At 69.6% G+C, this 16,524-nt stretch carries 14 protein-coding genes and 4 tRNA genes; 6 read left to right on the top strand and 12 right to left on the bottom strand.

Going from position 1 to position 16,524, the window contains the following annotated elements; genetic code table 11:
* Positions 1–140: 140 nt before the first annotated feature.
* The 10 genes from AB0N17_RS19810 to AB0N17_RS19765 form a co-directional block, all read right to left on the bottom strand.
* Positions 141–638, bottom strand: coding sequence for a hypothetical protein (locus AB0N17_RS19810; RefSeq protein ID WP_366012661.1), 498 nt, complete (start codon positions 636–638; stop codon positions 141–143).
* Positions 639–806: 168 nt separating this feature from the next.
* Positions 807–1,280, bottom strand: coding sequence for a DUF3515 family protein (locus tag AB0N17_RS19805; protein WP_366012815.1), 474 nt, complete (start codon positions 1,278–1,280; stop codon positions 807–809).
* Between the two features lie 112 nt (positions 1,281–1,392).
* Entirely contained in the window at positions 1,393–1,617 is a 225-nt protein-coding gene (locus AB0N17_RS19800) for a helix-turn-helix transcriptional regulator (RefSeq protein WP_030938482.1), read from the bottom strand.
* Complete coding sequence (locus AB0N17_RS19795; protein ID WP_366012660.1) at positions 1,617–2,237, bottom strand: DUF2975 domain-containing protein; 621 nt, start codon at positions 2,235–2,237, stop codon at positions 1,617–1,619. The genes AB0N17_RS19800 and AB0N17_RS19795 overlap by 1 nt, the downstream gene beginning before the upstream one ends.
* 239 nt (positions 2,238–2,476) lie before the next feature.
* Positions 2,477–2,782, bottom strand: a complete 306-nt coding sequence (locus tag AB0N17_RS19790; RefSeq protein WP_366012659.1) for a helix-turn-helix transcriptional regulator — start codon at positions 2,780–2,782, stop codon at positions 2,477–2,479.
* 603 nt (positions 2,783–3,385) lie between these two features.
* Positions 3,386–3,458: transfer RNA gene (locus AB0N17_RS19785), tRNA-Lys, on the bottom strand.
* Between the two features lie 99 nt (positions 3,459–3,557).
* Positions 3,558–5,063, bottom strand: coding sequence for an amino acid permease (locus tag AB0N17_RS19780; protein WP_366012658.1), 1,506 nt, complete (start codon positions 5,061–5,063; stop codon positions 3,558–3,560).
* A gap of 116 nt (positions 5,064–5,179) precedes the next feature.
* Positions 5,180–7,321, bottom strand: a complete 2,142-nt coding sequence (locus AB0N17_RS19775) for a DEAD/DEAH box helicase (RefSeq protein WP_366012657.1) — start codon at positions 7,319–7,321, stop codon at positions 5,180–5,182.
* A gap of 226 nt (positions 7,322–7,547) precedes the next feature.
* The gene (locus tag AB0N17_RS19770; protein ID WP_366012656.1) at positions 7,548–8,069 is read right to left on the bottom strand and encodes a hypothetical protein; all 522 of its coding nucleotides are present in this window, start codon (positions 8,067–8,069) and stop codon (positions 7,548–7,550) included.
* An 88-nt stretch (positions 8,070–8,157) separates the two neighbouring features.
* Complete coding sequence (locus tag AB0N17_RS19765; RefSeq protein ID WP_366012814.1) at positions 8,158–8,508, bottom strand: metallopeptidase family protein; 351 nt, start codon at positions 8,506–8,508, stop codon at positions 8,158–8,160.
* Between the two features lie 83 nt (positions 8,509–8,591).
* Between AB0N17_RS19765 and AB0N17_RS19760 the strand changes: the two genes are divergently transcribed.
* The 4 genes from AB0N17_RS19760 (at position 8,592) to AB0N17_RS19745 (ending at position 10,594) form a co-directional block, all read left to right on the top strand.
* Entirely contained in the window at positions 8,592–10,232 is a 1,641-nt protein-coding gene (locus AB0N17_RS19760) for a metallophosphoesterase (RefSeq protein WP_366012655.1), read from the top strand.
* Between the two features lie 80 nt (positions 10,233–10,312).
* A tRNA-Glu gene (locus AB0N17_RS19755) sits at positions 10,313–10,385 on the top strand.
* Positions 10,386–10,421: 36 nt separating this feature from the next.
* Positions 10,422–10,496, top strand: a tRNA-Asp gene (locus AB0N17_RS19750).
* Positions 10,497–10,520: 24 nt separating this feature from the next.
* Positions 10,521–10,594 (top strand) — tRNA-Phe (locus AB0N17_RS19745).
* 89 nt (positions 10,595–10,683) lie between these two features.
* Here the strand turns inward: AB0N17_RS19745 and AB0N17_RS19740 are convergent.
* On the bottom strand, positions 10,684–10,893 hold the full coding sequence (locus AB0N17_RS19740) for a hypothetical protein (RefSeq protein ID WP_366012654.1): 210 nt from the start codon (positions 10,891–10,893) through the stop codon (positions 10,684–10,686).
* A 210-nt stretch (positions 10,894–11,103) separates the two neighbouring features.
* On the opposite strand from AB0N17_RS19740, the gene AB0N17_RS19735 reads away from it, so the two are divergent.
* On the top strand, positions 11,104–11,394 hold the full coding sequence (locus AB0N17_RS19735; RefSeq protein ID WP_366012653.1) for a hypothetical protein: 291 nt from the start codon (positions 11,104–11,106) through the stop codon (positions 11,392–11,394).
* 16 nt (positions 11,395–11,410) lie between these two features.
* Here the strand turns inward: AB0N17_RS19735 and AB0N17_RS19730 are convergent, their stop codons facing one another.
* Positions 11,411–12,436 (bottom strand): ABC transporter permease, encoded by a 1,026-nt coding sequence (locus tag AB0N17_RS19730; protein WP_366012652.1) that lies wholly within the window; start codon positions 12,434–12,436, stop codon positions 11,411–11,413.
* Positions 12,437–12,551: 115 nt separating this feature from the next.
* Between AB0N17_RS19730 and hrpA the strand changes: the two genes are divergently transcribed.
* Positions 12,552–16,496: an ATP-dependent RNA helicase HrpA gene (gene hrpA, locus AB0N17_RS19725; RefSeq protein ID WP_366012651.1), complete on the top strand. Its 3,945-nt coding sequence runs from the start codon at positions 12,552–12,554 to the stop codon at positions 16,494–16,496.
* Positions 16,497–16,524: the final 28 nt, after the last annotated feature.

Below are 16,524 nucleotides of genomic sequence, written 5' to 3'. Positions count from 1 at the left end.
GGCCGCAGCAGCCGCCCACGCCGCTTTCCTCGCGACTCTCCTGGCGTGAGACATACTCGTTCTCCCCCGTAAGAGAACTCTGCCCCCGCCAAAGGGGCGGGGGCAGAGACGTTCAGGTGGTGCGCAGCATCAAGAGCGGATCAGGCCGCGCCGGCAGTGACGCACTTCTCCGTGAACTTGATGCGGCTGGTGATCTGGGCCGAGCCGCAGGACTTGGTCGACACGTACACGGTCAGCGAGCTGGGCTTCATCTGACCGTAGGTGTCCGAGATCCACTTGTGCCCGCCGTAGTTCTTCCAGCGGACCTCGCCCTGCGACTTGCTGGTCATCTTCAGCGTCGCCTCAGGGTTCTTCGAGATCTTGAGGGAGACGCTGATGCCGTGAGCGGTCAGGATGGCCCGGTTCTGCACCCACTGGGCACTGTCGTGGGCCTTGCCCTTGTACACCTTGGTCGACGCCTTCCAGTCACAGGCGCTCACGTACGTGCCACAGTGCCAGGCGTTCACCGTCATTTTGTGGCCCGGGATACCCCAGGTGCCCGAGGACGACGTGGCGTGCGCGGGCGCAGCTGCGAACAGCAGCGCACCGGCGGCCACCGCGGCGGCCCCGCCGGAGGCCAGGCGCGAGAGAGTACGCATGATTTCTCCCCGTAGAAGTGGAAATGCTTCCTTGACCATGCGCCCGGCACCGCAGACGGCACCCGCACGCACGTTCCACTGATTTCTACGTCCTGGCCACACCGGCGACCATCGCACCTTCGGGCACCCTGCCCTCCAGGGCTCATGGGAGTCCGGGCCGCAAAGGGCTCAGCCCTGCTTCGCACACGCCTTCTGCCTCGCCAGCCCCGACACGATCCCGGACACTTCACCGATCACGGCGTTCTTGTCCTTGATCCGCTCCGACATCGTGACCTCGGCTGCAGGGCTACGCCCGTACGACAGGACGGTCTTCACCCCGTCGTGGGTCTTCTTCTCGTTCACGACCCAGTCGACCCCCTTCACCGACGTGCATGGAGCCGACTCCGGAACGTCCGAGATGTTCCCGCACCGGAGAATGACGTCACCGTCCCCCCACACGGCAGTTCCCTTCTGGTCGGAATCGTTGCGCTCATGGCCCGCCAGCTTCTGCGGCGCCTTGCTCACCACACTGGAGCACGCGGCACTGGCACCCCCCGGAGCTCCCGACACGTTGTAGGAACTCGAGGAGGTCCCGCACGCTGCAAGAGCGGCAGCACAGACAGCGATCACAGCAACCTGTGCCAGACGCCGGCCAGAGGTCATCTCCATGGGTAATCCCTTGTCTAGGTAACGTAGTTATGGGCAGGTTGCGGCGAGGGCCACACCGGTAGGAGGCGGCACCCGGCACTCTCGTACGGAACGTCGGCGACCGGGGTCAGTCCTCGCGGACGCTGAGCAGGTCGCCAGGCTGGCAGTTCAATTCGCGGCAGATCGCAGTGAGGGTGGAGAAGCGGATCGCCTTCGCCCGGTCGTTCTTCAGGACGGAGAGGTTGACCACCGTCACCCCGACCCTGGCCGCCAGTTCGGACAAGGTCATGCCGCGCTCGGCCAGCAGCCGGTCCAGGTGGACCTGAACCCGGTGCTCCTCCTCTGACGGCATCAGACCAACCCCTCGGTGTCGGCGCGGAGCTTCGTACCACGCCGGAACACCTCGCCCAGGGCCAGGATGAGGAAGGCGAGCAGGACGTACTCGCCGGTGAAGGTGATCGCGGAGGGGATCTGATCAGCCATGGGGGTGCCGTTCACCAGAGCCGCCGTGGTGAGCGCCGGCAGCACCGGGGAGAGGACCGCCTGCACCAGCACCGTGAGCCCCATGGCGCTCAGACGGCGGGCGTTGCTCGGCACGAAGACGTCGCCGCCGCGCAGGGTCCTGGCCATCTGGAAAAGGAGGGCCAGGACGACGAGCAGGAGCAGGCTGCCGATGATGTCCGGCAGCGCGAGCAACAGGCGCTGAGACAGGTCGGGGTGGGCGAAGACGAGGTTGGCCTGGTGGGTGCCGGTGAGGGTCAAGCCATGGCCCGCCATCGCGTCAGTCACGGTGCCGGGCACCCGGGTCGTGGTCTCGACCTTGACCTCGCGGGTGTCCACCGGGTCGATGAGGCCGACCACCCCGAGGACCGGGAGCAGCACCCCGAAGACGCCGGCAAGCAGAGCCGCCAAGCCCAGAGCCGCCTCCAGCAGCCGACTGTCGATCCGGCTCCACCAAGACTTCGCACCCACGGTTCCCCCTGCCGCTCGCAGCGCCATATCGCTTATCGATAGTATCGATAAGCGATATGGGCACTGTCAAGCTCGGGAGGCGGCGGCACAGGCGGGCCTCGCGAGACGAGCGCCGACTGCGGTCGCCCCGAGGTCATCCGCCAGGCGGCCCGGAACCTCGGCATGCATCCCGCGGCCCTGCTTGGGCACCTTCGCCGGACCGAGGCGGAACACCCAGACCTGGCGAGCGAACGAGATCCTCAGCGCCGGCCGACGAGACGGCCATGAAAGGCATAGGCGAAGAGGGCCGCTTCGGTGCGGCTGGTCACTTTGATCTTGGCCATGAGGTTCGTCAGGTGTGCTTTGACAGTACGTTCGGCTATGCCGAGTCGCCGGCTGATCTCGCGGTTGTCGGCGGCGTGGCTGAGCAGGGTGAGAACTTGGCGTTCCCGGGGGGTGAGACAGGAGATGGCGTGGGGGTCTCCTGGGGTGGGCGGAGCGGCCAGGGTGAGGCTGAAGTCCCCCAGCGGTCTCGTCCTCTGGTCGTCCGTCGTCAAATAAGTCAAAGCGGTGGTCTCCCCGTTCGTCTCTGGCTGACCGCTTTAGCCGAAAATCCCCTTGCTCTCGTTGCGCTGCATGCCTTCCGGGGCTTCGGCGCTGGGCGGCAGTCGTGGCGACACCGGCGGCCTGATTGGCCTGCTTGGCGGTGTCGCACATGCGCGCTCCTCGCATGGCGTGTCTCCATGTCGGTATGGCTCGTGACAGCCGTACGGACGACAGTGGGTGAGGTCAGCCACCCACGCCCGGAGGGGTGCCATCGTGACGCACGGTAAGTAGATAGTTCGTAAGAGCTCAAGTAAAGCGAATTGAGGCAGGCTTGAGGTTGCCTGCGCCTCCTCGGCACGACCGGCCTGCCGCCCATCACCCTGCCGGACCTACGCCATGTGGCGGCGACGCTCACGCACGGAGGCGGCGAAACCGATCCCCCGGTCGTGTCAGGCCGCTGCCCGAACCGTCCGCCCGAACGGCAGCCGATCCGCAGGCCACGGCCGCATCCGCTGACGCAGCCCTCACGCACTGGCTCGAAAACGAAGCGGCGCCCGAGCCGACCGAAGCCGACCCGGGCGCCGCGCGGCAGGTCAGAGGGGGTAAACCCTCCCCCGCGTCCGTAGGCCCTGTGGGACTCGAACCCACAACCAATGGATTAAAAGTCCACTGCTCTGCCAATTGAGCTAAGGGCCCAGACGATGTTGCCTGTCCGAGCATAGCCGGACGAGGCCGAGTCTCCGACGGGGTATCGGTGACCCGGCCGCGTCGGGCGGGCGGAGAGCGGCGAGATGGTCACTTTTGGACCAGGTCGGGGGCCGGCTCGGAGACCGGTCTGAGGAACCAGTGCCGGGCCGAGGCCAGCCACCAGGTCGCCGCGAAGCCGAGGACGACCAGCACGGCGACGGGCGCGTAGTTGAAGGTCTTCCAGGTGACCGGCGAGACCTGCGGCAGCATGAAGAGGATCGTGATCACGCCCACCCACAGCACCGAGACCACGCCGATCGGACCCGACCAGCGGCCCAGGTGCCAGGGGCCGCGCTCGAAGTCCGCGCCCTTGCGGACCCGGAGGAAGGTCGGGACGACGTACGCGATGTAGAGGCCGATCACCGCGATCGAGGTCACCGCCGCGTAGGCCGTCGAGTTGATCAGGTACGGCAGGCCCAGCACCAGCGCGGCGAGCGCGGCCAGCCAGACCGCCGCCACGGGAGTGCGGGTGCGCGGGCTGACCGTGTGCCAGACACGGGAGAAGGGCAGCGCCCCGTCCCGGGAAAAGGCGTAGATCATGCGGCTATTGGCCGTCACGGACGCCATACCGCAGAACAGCTGGGCCCCGATCACGACCAGCAGGAGGAGCTTGCCGGTGGTGGCGCCCAGGGCGTCCAGGAGGATCTGGGCGGGGGGCGCGCCGGTGGGAGAGGTCAGCTCCTTGTCGTAGGACTGGATGGCGAAGGTGAAGCCGAGGAGCAGCACGAAGCCGGCGATCCAGGACGTCCAGATCGAGCGGACGATGCCCTTCGGGCCGGCCGTGGACGCGTCGTGCGTCTCCTCCGTCATGTGGGCGGAGGCGTCGTAGCCGGTGAAGGTGTACTGCGCCATCAGCAGGCCGAGCAGGACGACGTACGGGCCGCTGCCCCAGCCGGTCCCGTTGACGAAGTGCGTGAACACGAAGGACGTCGACCGGTGGTGGTCGGGGACGAAGGCGAGCGCGGCGACGATGACCGCGACACCGAGGACGTGCCACCACACGCTCACGCTGTTCAGGAACGCGACGATGCGCACCCCGAAGGTGTTCAGCAGGCCGTGGAGCAGGAGGATCGCCGCGAAGAGCAGCACCGTGCGGCCGGGGGTCACCTCGAAACCGAACTGGAGGTTCAGCCAGGCGCCGAGGAAGGAGGCCGCGCCGAAGTCGATGCCCGCGGTCACCGCCACCTGGCCCAGCACGTTGAACCAGCCCGTGAACCACGCCCAGGCCGCCGCCGACCGCGGGGGCGCGAGACGGTGCGCCCAGAAGTACAGGCCCGCGGACGTCGGGTAGGCGGAGCAGATCTCGGCCATCGACAGGCCCACGAACAGCGTCATCAGGCCCACCGCCACCCAGCCCCAGGTGATCACCGCCGGCCCGCCGGTGATCATGCCGAAGAGGTAGAGGGTCAGGCAGCCGGACAGGACCGAGATGATCGTGAAGGAGACGGCGTAGTTCGAGAACGCCGACATGCGGCGGGCGAGGACCTGGGTGTATCCGAGCTGGGCCAGCCGTTCCTCGTCCGACGGCCCACTCGCTCTGGCGTCATCTGTCATGCCCCCAGCAATTCCCTCGGTAAGCGCATGACATGCGTCACGCATTGGCCGAAAAAGGGCCCGTACGACCGAAGTCGTACGGGCCCTTCTCAGCTCACGCGCGCCGGCGCGTCACCTCAGCCGTTGCGCTTCCAGCGCGGCTTGTCCTCGCGGCGGCCGAAGCCGGTGCCGCGGTGGTCGTCACGACGGCCGTAGGGGCGCTCGTGGCCGCCGGAGCGGAAGCCCGGACGGTCGTCACGGCGGTCCCGGTTGAACGGGCGGTCGCTGCCCCGGTGCCCACCGCGCTCGTCCCGGCGGAAGCCGCCGCGGTCGTCACGGCGCTCGAAGGAACGGCCACCACGGTCGTCACGGCGGTCGCGGTCGAACGGGCGACGCTCGTCACGGCGCTCGAAGGTACGGCCACCCCGGTCGTCACGGCGGTCGTCGCGACGCTCGAAGGTACGGCCACCACGGTCGTCACGGCGCTCGAAGCCCCGCTCGCCACGGTCACGGTCGCGGTCGAACGGGCGACGCTCGTCACGGCGCTCGAAGGTACGGCCACCACGGTCGTCACGGCGGTCGTCACGTCGCTCGAAGGTACGGCCACCACGGTCGTCACGGCGGTCGTCGCGACGCTCGAAGGTACGGCCACCGCGGTCGTCACGGCGCTCGAAGCCCCGCTCGCCACGGTCACGGTCGAAGCTGCGGCGCTCCTTGCGCTCGTACGGCGCCGAAGCCGCCGGGCGCTCCTCGCGCTCGGTCTCGCGCTCCACCGACCGCTCGGCCACGGCCAGCTCCTCGGCGGCCGTCGCCTGGGCCTCGGCCACCGCCGCCTCCGGGTCCTCGCCGCGCTCGCGGGCGACGCGGGCGACCAGCCGGTCGGCCTCGTCGCGCAGTTCGGCGGCACGACGCTGGGCGCGCTCCAGCTGCTTGGTGAGCTGGGCGACCTCGCGCTCGGCCTGCTGGGCGGCGTTGCCCGCGGACTCGGCCTGGACCTCGGTCATGGAGCGGGCGCCGGTGATCTCGGCGACCTCCGGGTCGAAGGCGGCACCGCCCTGGATGATGTGGCGCGCGGCGTCGACGCCCGCGTCCTCCATCAGGCGGAAGATCTGCCGCCGCTGGTGCGGCAGGGACAGCGAGACGACCGTGCCGGTGCGGCCGGCGCGCGCGGTACGGCCGGCGCGGTGCAGGTAGTCCTTGTGGTCACCGGCCGGGTCCACGTTCAGGACCAGGTCGATGCCGTCGACGTGGATGCCACGGGCGGCGACGTCGGTGGCGACCAGGACGTTGACGTACCCGTCCTTGAAGTCGGCCAGGGTGCGGGTGCGGGCGCCCTGGGTCATACCGCCGTGCAGCGCGTCGGCCTTCACACCCGAGTCGCGCAGCTGCTCGGCGACGCGGTCGGCGCCCAGCTGGGTGCGGACGAAGATGATCGTGCGGCCCTTGCGGGAGGCGATCGCGGCGGTGACCGGAGCCTTGTCCTTGGGCTTCACGATGAGGATGTGGTGCGACATGGTCGTCACCGCGCCCTGAGCCGCGTCCACCTCGTGGGAGACGGGGCTGTTCAGGTAGCGGTCGACGAGGGTCTGGATCTCGTTCTCCATCGTGGCGGAGAAGAGCATGCGCTGGCCGCCGGCCGGGACCTGGTCGAGCAGCTCGGTGACCTCGGGCAGGAAGCCCAGGTCGGACATCTGGTCGGCCTCGTCGAGGACGGCGATCTGCACGTCCTCCAGGGAGCAGGCGCCGCGGTTGATGATGTCGCGCAGGCGGCCCGGGGTGGCGACGAGGATGTCGACGCCGCGCTCCAGGGCGTAGATCTGGTTGCCCATGGAGGTGCCGCCGCAGACGACCTTCATCTTCAGGCCGAGGACGTCGCCGTACGGCTGGAGGGCGTCGGCCACCTGCATGGCCAGCTCGCGGGTCGGGGTGAGGATGACCGCGCGGGGCTTGTGCTTCTGGGTGCTGCCGCCGGCCAGCGTGGCCAGGGTCGGCAGACCGAAGGAGAGCGTCTTGCCGGAGCCGGTGCGGCCACGGCCGAGGATGTCCTTGCCGACCAGGGCGTCCGGGATGGTCGCGGCCTGGATCGGGAAGGGGGTCGTCACGCCGTTCTGCGCGAGCTTGCGCACGATGCCCTCGGGGAGGCCGAGGTCGGCGAAGGTGGTCTGGGGGGTGGTGTCAGCGGCCTCGGGGGCCTCGGTGACCTCGGTCGTCACATCGACGAGTTCGTCAACGATCTCGTTCTCGGACACGACGATCTGGTCAGTACTGGACACGGACATGCGAATGCGAAACCTTCCGGAGTCTCTTCGGCACGCGCCCGTCAACTCCGTGATTCGCTCACGACCGCCTCAATGCGGTCCGCCACGGCAAAGGAGAGTACGCGCCACACGGCGCGCTCTGTGGTGGCGCCGGGCAAATGGGATCAAACGATCTACCACCATACGCACCTACCACCCCTCAAGGCAAACTGATCTCTGCGCCGCAGGTGAACGAGGGTGGCAGGGCTCATACCGGCACCCCCGCCTCGGGCGCCGGCTCGCGCTGCACCAGCTGGGGCGAGGAGTCCTCGTGCGCCGAGGAGGACGGTTCCGCCGACGGGGGATCGGAGGGCGGCGGAGGCGGAGTGGTGTCCGGGGGCTCCGGCGGAGCGGAGGTGGGCGGGGGCGTCGGCTGGTCCTGGGTCGGCGCCGGGTCCCCGGGCTTGACGGTCTTCCCGGGCTCACCCGGCTTCCCGGGGGCCGCCGAGGCACTGCCCCGCCGGCCGGACGGGCTGGCCGACGCCGAGGCCGACTTCCCCGGCTCGGCCTTGCCGTCACGGTGCTTGCCGTCGCCTCCCGCGCCCTCGCGTCCCAGGCCCCCCGCACCCCGCACCGGGCCGCCGTCGGGTGCCTCGCCCCCGCGCTGCCCCGCCGAATGCGAGGGCCTGGCGGACCGGCCCGCGTCGTCACCCACGTTCACACAGCCGGCGGCGGCGGTGACGACCAGCACCGTGACGGCGAGACGGACGGGTACGTTCAAGGGGCGCACGGCGGCCACCTCCGGGGGCAAGGAAAGAAGTCAACCCTCCCAACTCCCGCCGCCCGCAAGAGGACACGCGCCCCGCCCGCATCGGCGCTCAGCCGTAGCCGAGGGAGTGCAGCCGGGAGTCGTCGATACCGAAGTGATGCGCGATCTCGTGCACCACCGTCACCTCGGTTTCCGCGACCACGTCCTCACGGCTCTCGCAGATCCTGAGCGTCGGTCCCCGGTAGACGGTGATCCGGTCCGGCAGGACACCGGCGTACCACTCGCCCCGGTCGGTGAGGGGGGTGCCCTCGTACAGCCCGAGCAGCTCCGGGTCGTCGGCGGGCGGTTCGTCCTCCACGAACACCGCCACGTTGTCCATGAGCCGCGTCAGCTCCGGCGGGATCCGGTCGAGCGCCTCGGCGACCAGTTCCTCGAACTCCTCGCGCGTCATCTCCAGCACACGGTCATTGTCGGGCACGGCGGGCCCGTACGAGAGTGCCGAACCGTCGCATATCCGCGCCGGGACATGGGCATACGGGACCAATGGCCCGCGTCCCCGTCGCCGCGCTGAGCAGCATGCTGAACCGGACCTCGCACCGCATACCCCGTATCGGCGGCGTCCGCCGCATCCCCGGCGCTTCCCGCATCCCCGGCTCCGCCCGTCTCCGCCGCGCCGGCAGAGGCACCCACCGGCTCCCCGACCTCGAACTCGCCGACCGGCCCCGGCCCTGGCTGCAGGCCCTCGGGCTCATGACCGTCGTACTCGTCGGCGCCTGGCTGGGGCTGCTGATCGTCGGGAACGTACGGGCGCCGGTCGGGCCGATGAACACGACGATGGCCCTCCGGCCCTCCCTCACCGGCGGCACGAAGATCAACATCTCTCCGCTGGGCGCGCTCACTCTCGACAGCCATGTGGCCCCCGTCCGCCTGGACGTGAACGTCGACCAGCTCGACCCGCTCCGCGCCCAGGCCCTGGTCGACCACCCGGAGCGGATCTCCGGACTCCAGGACGAGGTCGCCCACGACGTCGAGCACGGCACGCTGGACCTCGCCGTGCGCTCCTGCGTGGCCGTGGTCGCCGGAGCCGGCGCCCTCGGTCTCGCCGTCTACCGGCGCCCGGGCCGGGCCTTCGCGGCCGGCGGACTCGCCCTGGCCCTGCTGGCCGCCTCGGGCGCGTCGGCGTACGCCACCTGGAACCCGAAGTCGATCCTGGAGCCGAAGTTCTCCGGGCTGCTGACCTCCGCGCCCTCCGTCGTGGGCAACGCGCGCAGCATCGTCACCGAGTTCGACGTCTACCAGCAGGAGCTGGCCCGCCTGGTGACGAACGTGACGAAGCTCTACGACGTCGCGTCCACGCTCCCGGCCTACCAGCCGGACCCCTCGACCATCCGGGTCCTGCACGTGTCGGACATCCATCTCAACCCGGCGAGCTGGAAGATCATCGCCTCGCTCGTGGAGCAGTACAAGGTCGACGTGATCGTCGACTCCGGCGACACGATGGACCACGGCACGGCGGCGGAGAACGGCTTCCTGGACCCGGTGAAGGACCTGGGGGTGCCGTACGTCTGGGTGCGCGGCAACCACGACTCCGGGATCACGCAGCGCTACCTGGAGCGCATGAAGAACGTGCGCGTCCTGGACGACGGACACGCGGAGACGGTCGCCGGCCTGCGTTTCGCCGGGATCGGCGACCCGCAGTACACGCCCGACCGCTCGGTGGTGCCCGGTGGCGACGCCTCCGAGCGGCTGGCGGGCTACCGGCTGGCCGGCGCCCTGCACGACCAGCGGGCGGCCGGCACCCCCGTGGACGTGGCGATCGCCCACGAGCCGTCCGCGGCCCGCGAGGCCGACGGCGACGTGCCGCTGGTGCTGTGCGGCCATCTGCATCACGAGGGGGACGAGATCCTGCCGTACGGCACCCGGCTGCGCATGGAGGGCTCCACGGGCGGAAGCGGGCTGCGGGCGGTGGAGCGCAAGTACCCCGCCCCCATCGAGGCCTCGATCCTGTACTTCGACCGCGACAGCCACCGCCTGCAGGCCTGGGACGCGATCAAGCTGGGCGGCCTGGGTCAGACGACGGCCGAGGTCAGCCGCCATCTGGCGGACGAGAACCGGCCCGGCGCCACACCCTCGCCGAGCACCCCCGCACCCTCCCCGAGCACCCCGTCGGGGGCGTCACCCTGAACCGTTTTGGCGATCCTCCCCGCCATCCCATATGCTTCTCACGTCCCCGACGCGCTGAGAAGCGCCCAGGCGGGCCGATAGCCCTCATCGTCTAGCGGCCTAGGACGCCGCCCTTTCAAGGCGGTAGCACGGGTTCGAATCCCGTTGGGGGCACGCAAGATCGTGTGCGACACTGTTGCACACACGCTTGGTCCTGTGGAGCAGTTTGGAGTGCTCGCCACCCTGTCAAGGTGGAGGCCGCGGGTTCAAATCCCGTCAGGACCGCTGGTGTTTCACGTGAAACACCGTGGCTGGGTAGCTCAGTTGGTACGAGCGATCGCCTGAAAAGCGATAGGTCGCCGGTTCGACCCCGGCCCCAGCCACAACAGCCCTGACCAGGGCATGAGCCCCTCTCCGGCATCAACGGAGAGGGGCTCTTCCGTGTGCCCGCGCGTTCCTGTGACCGCTGCTGTCAGCGCACCACGGCGTGCAGCCCGTACCCCAGGAAGACGAGCCCTATGATCCCGAACTGGATCCGCATGCTGGTAAGGCTCCGCCAGGGCGTTCCGTACCGGCTCCGCTGCCGCGTCACCAAGGGTGCCCAGTCCCACACCCACACGTCGACACCGCGGTAACCGCATGCCACCGTCAGGAGAGCACTGCCCGCGAGCAGTGCGATCACGCCCCGAAAGATCAACGCCGTACCTTTCCCCAGCCCCACGACCAGCCCCACGACCAGCGCCGCGTCGCGGCATTGTCGCACCAGCCGCACACAGCAACGCCTTTCACCCGACACCTTCACCTCCTATGATCGGGCGACGCCCCTCCAGGACGCGGTCTGAAGCCCCGTCCAGCGAACGGGGCTTTCGTCGTCTCGGGCTGGGGGGCAGCAGTGGACACCGAGGTGGAGAAGTACCGGGCGCGGTACGGGTTGCTCGCGGTGGTCGTCAGCAACCTTGCGATCGCCGGGGTCGCCGCCTTCGGGGTGTGGCGGCTCGACGGGGACAAGAGCGTGATCGTCGCGATCCTCACCGCCGCGTTCACGGCCGTGAGCAGCATGACCACCGCCTACCTGGGCATCAAGGCCGTCTCCAACACCGCGAAGTCGATCGCGCTGCGCGAGGGCGTCCAGCCCCGGCAGCACGGCACCGCGACGCCGCCGCCCGCCCAGCGCACTCCCTAGTCCGCCAGCGCACTCCCTAGTCCGCGTCCGCGCCGGACGGGTCCGGCAGGCGGCCCCCCGGGTGCCGGTGCCGCCAGATCAGGAAGACCGCGCAGGACAGGACCGACCAGCCCGCCAGCACCAGGAACGGAAAGGCGTGCTGGTGGCCACGGAAGTACACCGCCGTGTGCTGGGCGTTGACCGAGGCACCGGGCGGCAGCCACCGGCCGACCGTGCCGAGCGGGGACGGGAGCAGCGGCCAGGAGACGGCACCGCCGGACGAGGGGTTGCCGAGCAGCACCATCAGGCCCCAGGTCGGCAGCATGGCCCAGCGGCCGACCAGGGTGTTGAACATCGTGAAGACCATGCCCGAGGTGAACATCGTCAGGGCGAGGATCATCCAGGACTCCAGGAACGGCAGCTTCACCGCCCCCAGCCACCAGTCGACCACCGCGGCGATCGTGAGCCCGCCGAGCAGGGCGTAGGCGACGGTGAAGGCGATGCGCTCCATGGGGTTCAGGGCCCGCGCGTGCACGCTGAGCTGGATGGCGCCGACGAAGCCGATGATCACGGCGGCGAGTGAGATGTAGAAGATCGCGAGCCCTCTGGGGTCGCCCTTCTGCAGCGGCTTCAGGTCGTGGACCACCACGGTGGTGCCGGTGGCCGCGCCCACCTTCGCCGCCGCCTCGCCGAGCACCTGGGCGACCGTGGCCCCGGAGGCCGAGGACACGTCCAGCGCGATCGTCCGGCCGCCGGCCGGCGCCTCCACCACCGCGAACACCTTCTGCTCGTCCACCGCGCGCACGGCGGCGGCCCGGCTGCCGTACGGGTGCAGTCTCAGGGAGGCGTTCAGGGCCTGCTCCATGCCGCCGATGAACCGCCGGGCCGCCGGCACGTCGTTGGACGCGGTCACGGCCGTGGGAATGGTGTGCGGGGTCGGGTTGGCCATGGCGTAGGTGTACGAACCGGCGAAGAGGCCCGCCGCCGCGGCGATGAGCAGCAGGAGGACCGAGGCGGGGAGGAAGGGGGATGCCTTGAACGCCGCCCAGCGCGAATCGGACATAACGATCACTTTGGCATCTCGCCGTGGGCGGTGCCCGTCGATCGCCGGGTGCCGGAAGCGCCGGCGGTCAAATCGTTCGCCTGTTTTTCGGGCGGGGTGAGATCCTGGATCGCGTATGTCTACGCATCCCGCCCCCGCCCTCGGCACCCTCGCCCCCCGTCTGACCGAGCTGTCGCTGCGCGACGCGCACCGGCTCGGCAGGCGGCTCGAGGGCGCGCGCAAGATCCGTAAGCCGGAGGCCCGCGCCGCCGTCCTCGCCGAGATCGAGGCCGAGGTCGGCAAGGCCGAGGCCCGCATGGCCGAGCGGCGCGTCCGCGTGCCCGCGGTCACGTATCCCGAGCAGCTGCCCGTCAGCCAGAAGAAGGACGAGATCGCGGCAGCCATCCGCGATCACCAGGTCGTCATCGTCGCCGGTGAGACCGGGTCCGGCAAGACGACCCAGATCCCGAAGATCTGTATGGAGCTCGGGCGCGGTGTCCGGGGCATGATCGGGCACACCCAGCCCCGCCGCATCGCCGCCCGTACCGTCGCCGAGCGGGTCGCCGACGAGCTGAGCACGCCCCTCGGCGAGGCCGTCGGCTGGAAGGTGCGGTTCACCGACCAGGTCAACCCGGACGCCACCTTCGTCAAGCTGATGACGGACGGCATCCTGCTCGCCGAGATCCAGACCGACCGCGAGCTGCGCGCCTACGACACGATCATCATCGACGAGGCCCACGAGCGGTCCCTCAACATCGACTTCCTGCTGGGCTACCTCGCCCAGCTGCTGCCCAGCCGTCCGGACCTCAAGGTCGTCATCACCTCGGCGACCATCGACCCCGAGCGCTTCTCCCGGCACTTCGGCGACGCCCCGATCATCGAGGTCAGCGGCCGTACGTATCCGGTGGAGGTGCGCTACCGGCCGCTCCTGGAGGAGGACTCCGAGGACGCCGACCGCGACCAGATCACCGCCATCACCGACGCCGTCGAGGAGCTGATGGGCGAGGGGAAGGGCGACATCCTCGTCTTCCTCTCCGGTGAGCGGGAGATCCGGGACACGGCGGACGCGCTGGAGAAGAAGAAGTACAGATTCACCGAGGTGCTCCCCCTGTACGCCCGGCTCTCGCACGCCGAGCAGCACCGGGTCTTCCAGCCGCACACCGGACGCAGGATCGTTCTGGCGACCAACGTCGCCGAGACCTCCCTGACCGTCCCCGGCATCAAGTACGTCATCGACCCCGGCTTCGCCCGGATCAGCCGCTACAGCCACCGCACCAAGGTCCAGCGGCTGCCCATCGAGCCGGTCTCCCAGGCGAGCGCCAACCAGCGCAAGGGCCGCTGCGGCCGTACGTCCGACGGCATCTGCATCCGGCTGTACTCCGAGGACGACTTCCTCGCCCGCCCGGAGTTCACGGACGCGGAGATCCTCCGTACGAACCTGGCGTCCGTCATCCTGCAGATGACCGCGGCCGGCCTCGGCGACATCGAGAAGTTCCCCTTCATCGACCCGCCGGACCACCGCAACATCCGCGACGGCGTCCAGCTGCTGCAGGAGCTGCACGCGCTGGACCCGGCCCAGAAGGACCCGCGCAAGCGGCTCACCGACACCGGCCGCAAGCTCGCCCAGCTGCCCGTCGACCCGCGCCTGGCCCGCATGGTCCTGGAGGCCGACAAGAACGGCTGTGTCCGCGAGGTCATGGTCATCGCGGCGGCCCTCTCCATCCAGGACCCGCGCGAGCGCCCGGCGGAGAAGCAGACCCAGGCCGACCAGCAGCACGCCCGCTTCAAGGACGAGACCAGCGACTTCCTCGCCTACCTGAACCTGTGGCGGTACGTCCGCGAGCAGCAGAAGGAGCGGGGATCGTCGTCCTTCCGGCGGATGTGCAAGCAGGAGTACCTGAACTTCCTGCGCATCCGCGAGTGGCAGGACATCTACACCCAGCTGCGTACGGTCGCCAAGCAGATGGGCATCCACCTCGCCGAGGAGGACGCCCCGGCCGACCGCATCCACGTCTCCCTCCTCGCCGGCCTGCTCTCGCACGTCGGGATGAAGGACGTGAAGGACGGCAACAAGAACGAGTACCTGGGTGCCCGCAACGCCAAGTTCGCGATCTTCCCGGGCTCCTCGCTGTTCAAGAAGCAGCCGAAGTTCGTGATGTCGGCCGAGCTGGTGGAGACGAGCCGGCTGTGGGCGCGGGTCAACGCCAGGATCGAGCCGGAGTGGGTCGAGCCGCTCGCCGGTCACCTCCTCAAGCGGACGTACAGCGAACCGCACTGGGAGAAGGACCAGGCGGCCGTGATGGCGTACGAGAAGGTCACGCTGTACGGCGTCCCGATCGTCGCCCAGCGGAAGGTGAACTACGGCCGGATCGACCCCGGGGTCAGCCGCGAGCTGTTCATCCGCAACGCGCTCGTGGAGGGCGACTGGCGCACGCACCACAAGTTCTTCGCCGACAACCGCCGGCTGCTCAGCGAGGTCGAGGAGCTGGAGCACCGGGCGCGGCGCCGGAACATCGTGGTCGACGACGAGACGCTGTTCGACTTCTACGACCAGCGGGTGCCCGAACACGTCGTGTCGGGGGCCCACTTCGACTCCTGGTGGAAGCGCAAGCGGCACGAGCAGCCGCACTTCCTGGACTTCGAGCGGGAGATGCTGATCCGGGAGTCGGCGGAGGCGGTCACGAAGGCCGACTATCCCGACTCCTGGCGGCAGGGACCGCTCACGTTCCGGGTGACGTACCAGTTCGAGCCGGGCGCGGACGCCGACGGTGTGACCGTCCACATCCCGCTGCAGGTCCTCAACCAGGTCGAGGACGAGGGCTTCGACTGGCAGATCCCGGGTCTGCGCGAGGAGCTGGTGACGGAGCTGATCCGCTCCCTGCCGAAGCCCATCCGCCGCAACTACGTGCCCGCGCCGAACTACGCGAAGGCCTTCCTGGAGAAGGCGGCGCCGCTGCAGGAACCGCTGACCGTCACGATGGCCCGTGAGCTGAAGCGGATGGTCGGCGTGCCCTTCGAGGCGGACGACTTCGACTGGGCGAGGATCCCCGAGCATCTGAAGATCACGTTCCGGATCGTCGACGAACGGCGCCGGAAGCTGGCCGAGGACAAGGACCTGGAGGCGCTGAAGCTCCAGCTCAAGCCGAAGGCGCGCCAGGCCCTGTCCCAGGCGGCAGCGGCGACCGCGTCCCGCGAGGGCGGCGAGTCCCTGGAGCGCAAGGGCCTGACCGACTGGACGATCGGCACGCTGAGCCGGGTCTTCGAGACCCGCCGGGCCGGCCAGCCGGTGAAGGCGTACCCCGCACTGGTGGACGACGGCGACACGGTCTCGGTGCGCCTCTTCGACACCGAGGCCGAGCAGGCCGAGGCGATGTGGAAGGGCACCCGGCGGCTGATCCTGCGGAACATCCCAGTGAACCCGGCGAAGTTCGCGTCCGAGAAGCTGACGAACCAGCAGAAGCTCGGCCTCTCGGCCAACCCGCACGGCTCCATCCAGGCCCTGTTCGACGACTGCGCGATGGCGGCGGCGGACAAGCTGATCGGGGACTTCGGGGGGCCGGCGTGGGACGAGGAGTCGTACCGGAAGCTGTACGACAAGGTGCGCGCGGAGATCGTGGACACGACGGTGCGTACGGTCGCCCAGGTGCAGCAGGTGCTGGCCGCCTGGCAGGCCTGTGAGCGCCGCCTGAAGGCCGTGAGCAGCCCGGTCCTGCTGGCAAACCTGACGGACGTCCGCAAGCAGCTGGACGCCCTGGTGAAGCCCGGTTTCATCACCTGGGCGGGGATACGGCGGCTGCCCGACCTGATGCGGTACCTGGTGGCCGCCGACCGGCGCCTGCAGCAGATGCCGACGGGCGTCCAGCGGGACACCACCCGCATGGAGAAGGTCCACGAGATGCAGGACGAGTACGCCTGGCTCCTGGAGCAGCTGCCCCAGGGCCGTCCGGTCCCGTCGGCCGTCCTGGACATCCGCTGGATGCTGGAGGAGCTGAGGGTCAGCTACTTCGCCCATGCGCTGGGGACCGCGTACCCCGTCTCCGACAAGCGGATCGTGAAGGCGATCGACGCGGCGGCGCCGTAACCGATCGCGTACGGAGGGTGAGTTCGAC

Source organism: Streptomyces sp. NPDC051133, assembly GCF_040682635.1.
In the GTDB taxonomy this organism is placed as follows: Bacteria; Actinomycetota; Actinomycetes; order Streptomycetales; family Streptomycetaceae; genus Streptomyces.
Note: the sequence above shows the minus strand (reverse complement) of the source record. Positions and strands in the feature narration are given on the sequence as shown.

Bases quoted from the DNA above. Each gene is read 5' to 3' on its own strand.
- AB0N17_RS19810 (WP_366012661.1), bottom strand. From the start codon at position 638: ATGCGTACTCTCTCGCGCCTGGCCTCCGGCGGGGCCGCCGCGGTGGCC.
- AB0N17_RS19805 (WP_366012815.1), bottom strand. From the start codon at position 1,280: ATGACCTCTGGCCGGCGTCTGGCACAGGTTGCTGTGATCGCTGTCTGT.
- AB0N17_RS19800 (WP_030938482.1), bottom strand. From the start codon at position 1,617: ATGCCGTCAGAGGAGGAGCACCGGGTTCAGGTCCACCTGGACCGGCTG.
- AB0N17_RS19780 (WP_366012658.1), bottom strand. From the start codon at position 5,063: ATGACAGATGACGCCAGAGCGAGTGGGCCGTCGGACGAGGAACGGCTG.
- AB0N17_RS19775 (WP_366012657.1), bottom strand. From the start codon at position 7,321: ATGTCCGTGTCCAGTACTGACCAGATCGTCGTGTCCGAGAACGAGATC.
- AB0N17_RS19760 (WP_366012655.1), top strand. From the start codon at position 8,592: ATGGCCCGCGTCCCCGTCGCCGCGCTGAGCAGCATGCTGAACCGGACC.
- AB0N17_RS19730 (WP_366012652.1), bottom strand. From the start codon at position 12,436: ATGTCCGATTCGCGCTGGGCGGCGTTCAAGGCATCCCCCTTCCTCCCC.
- hrpA (WP_366012651.1), top strand. From the start codon at position 12,552: ATGTCTACGCATCCCGCCCCCGCCCTCGGCACCCTCGCCCCCCGTCTG.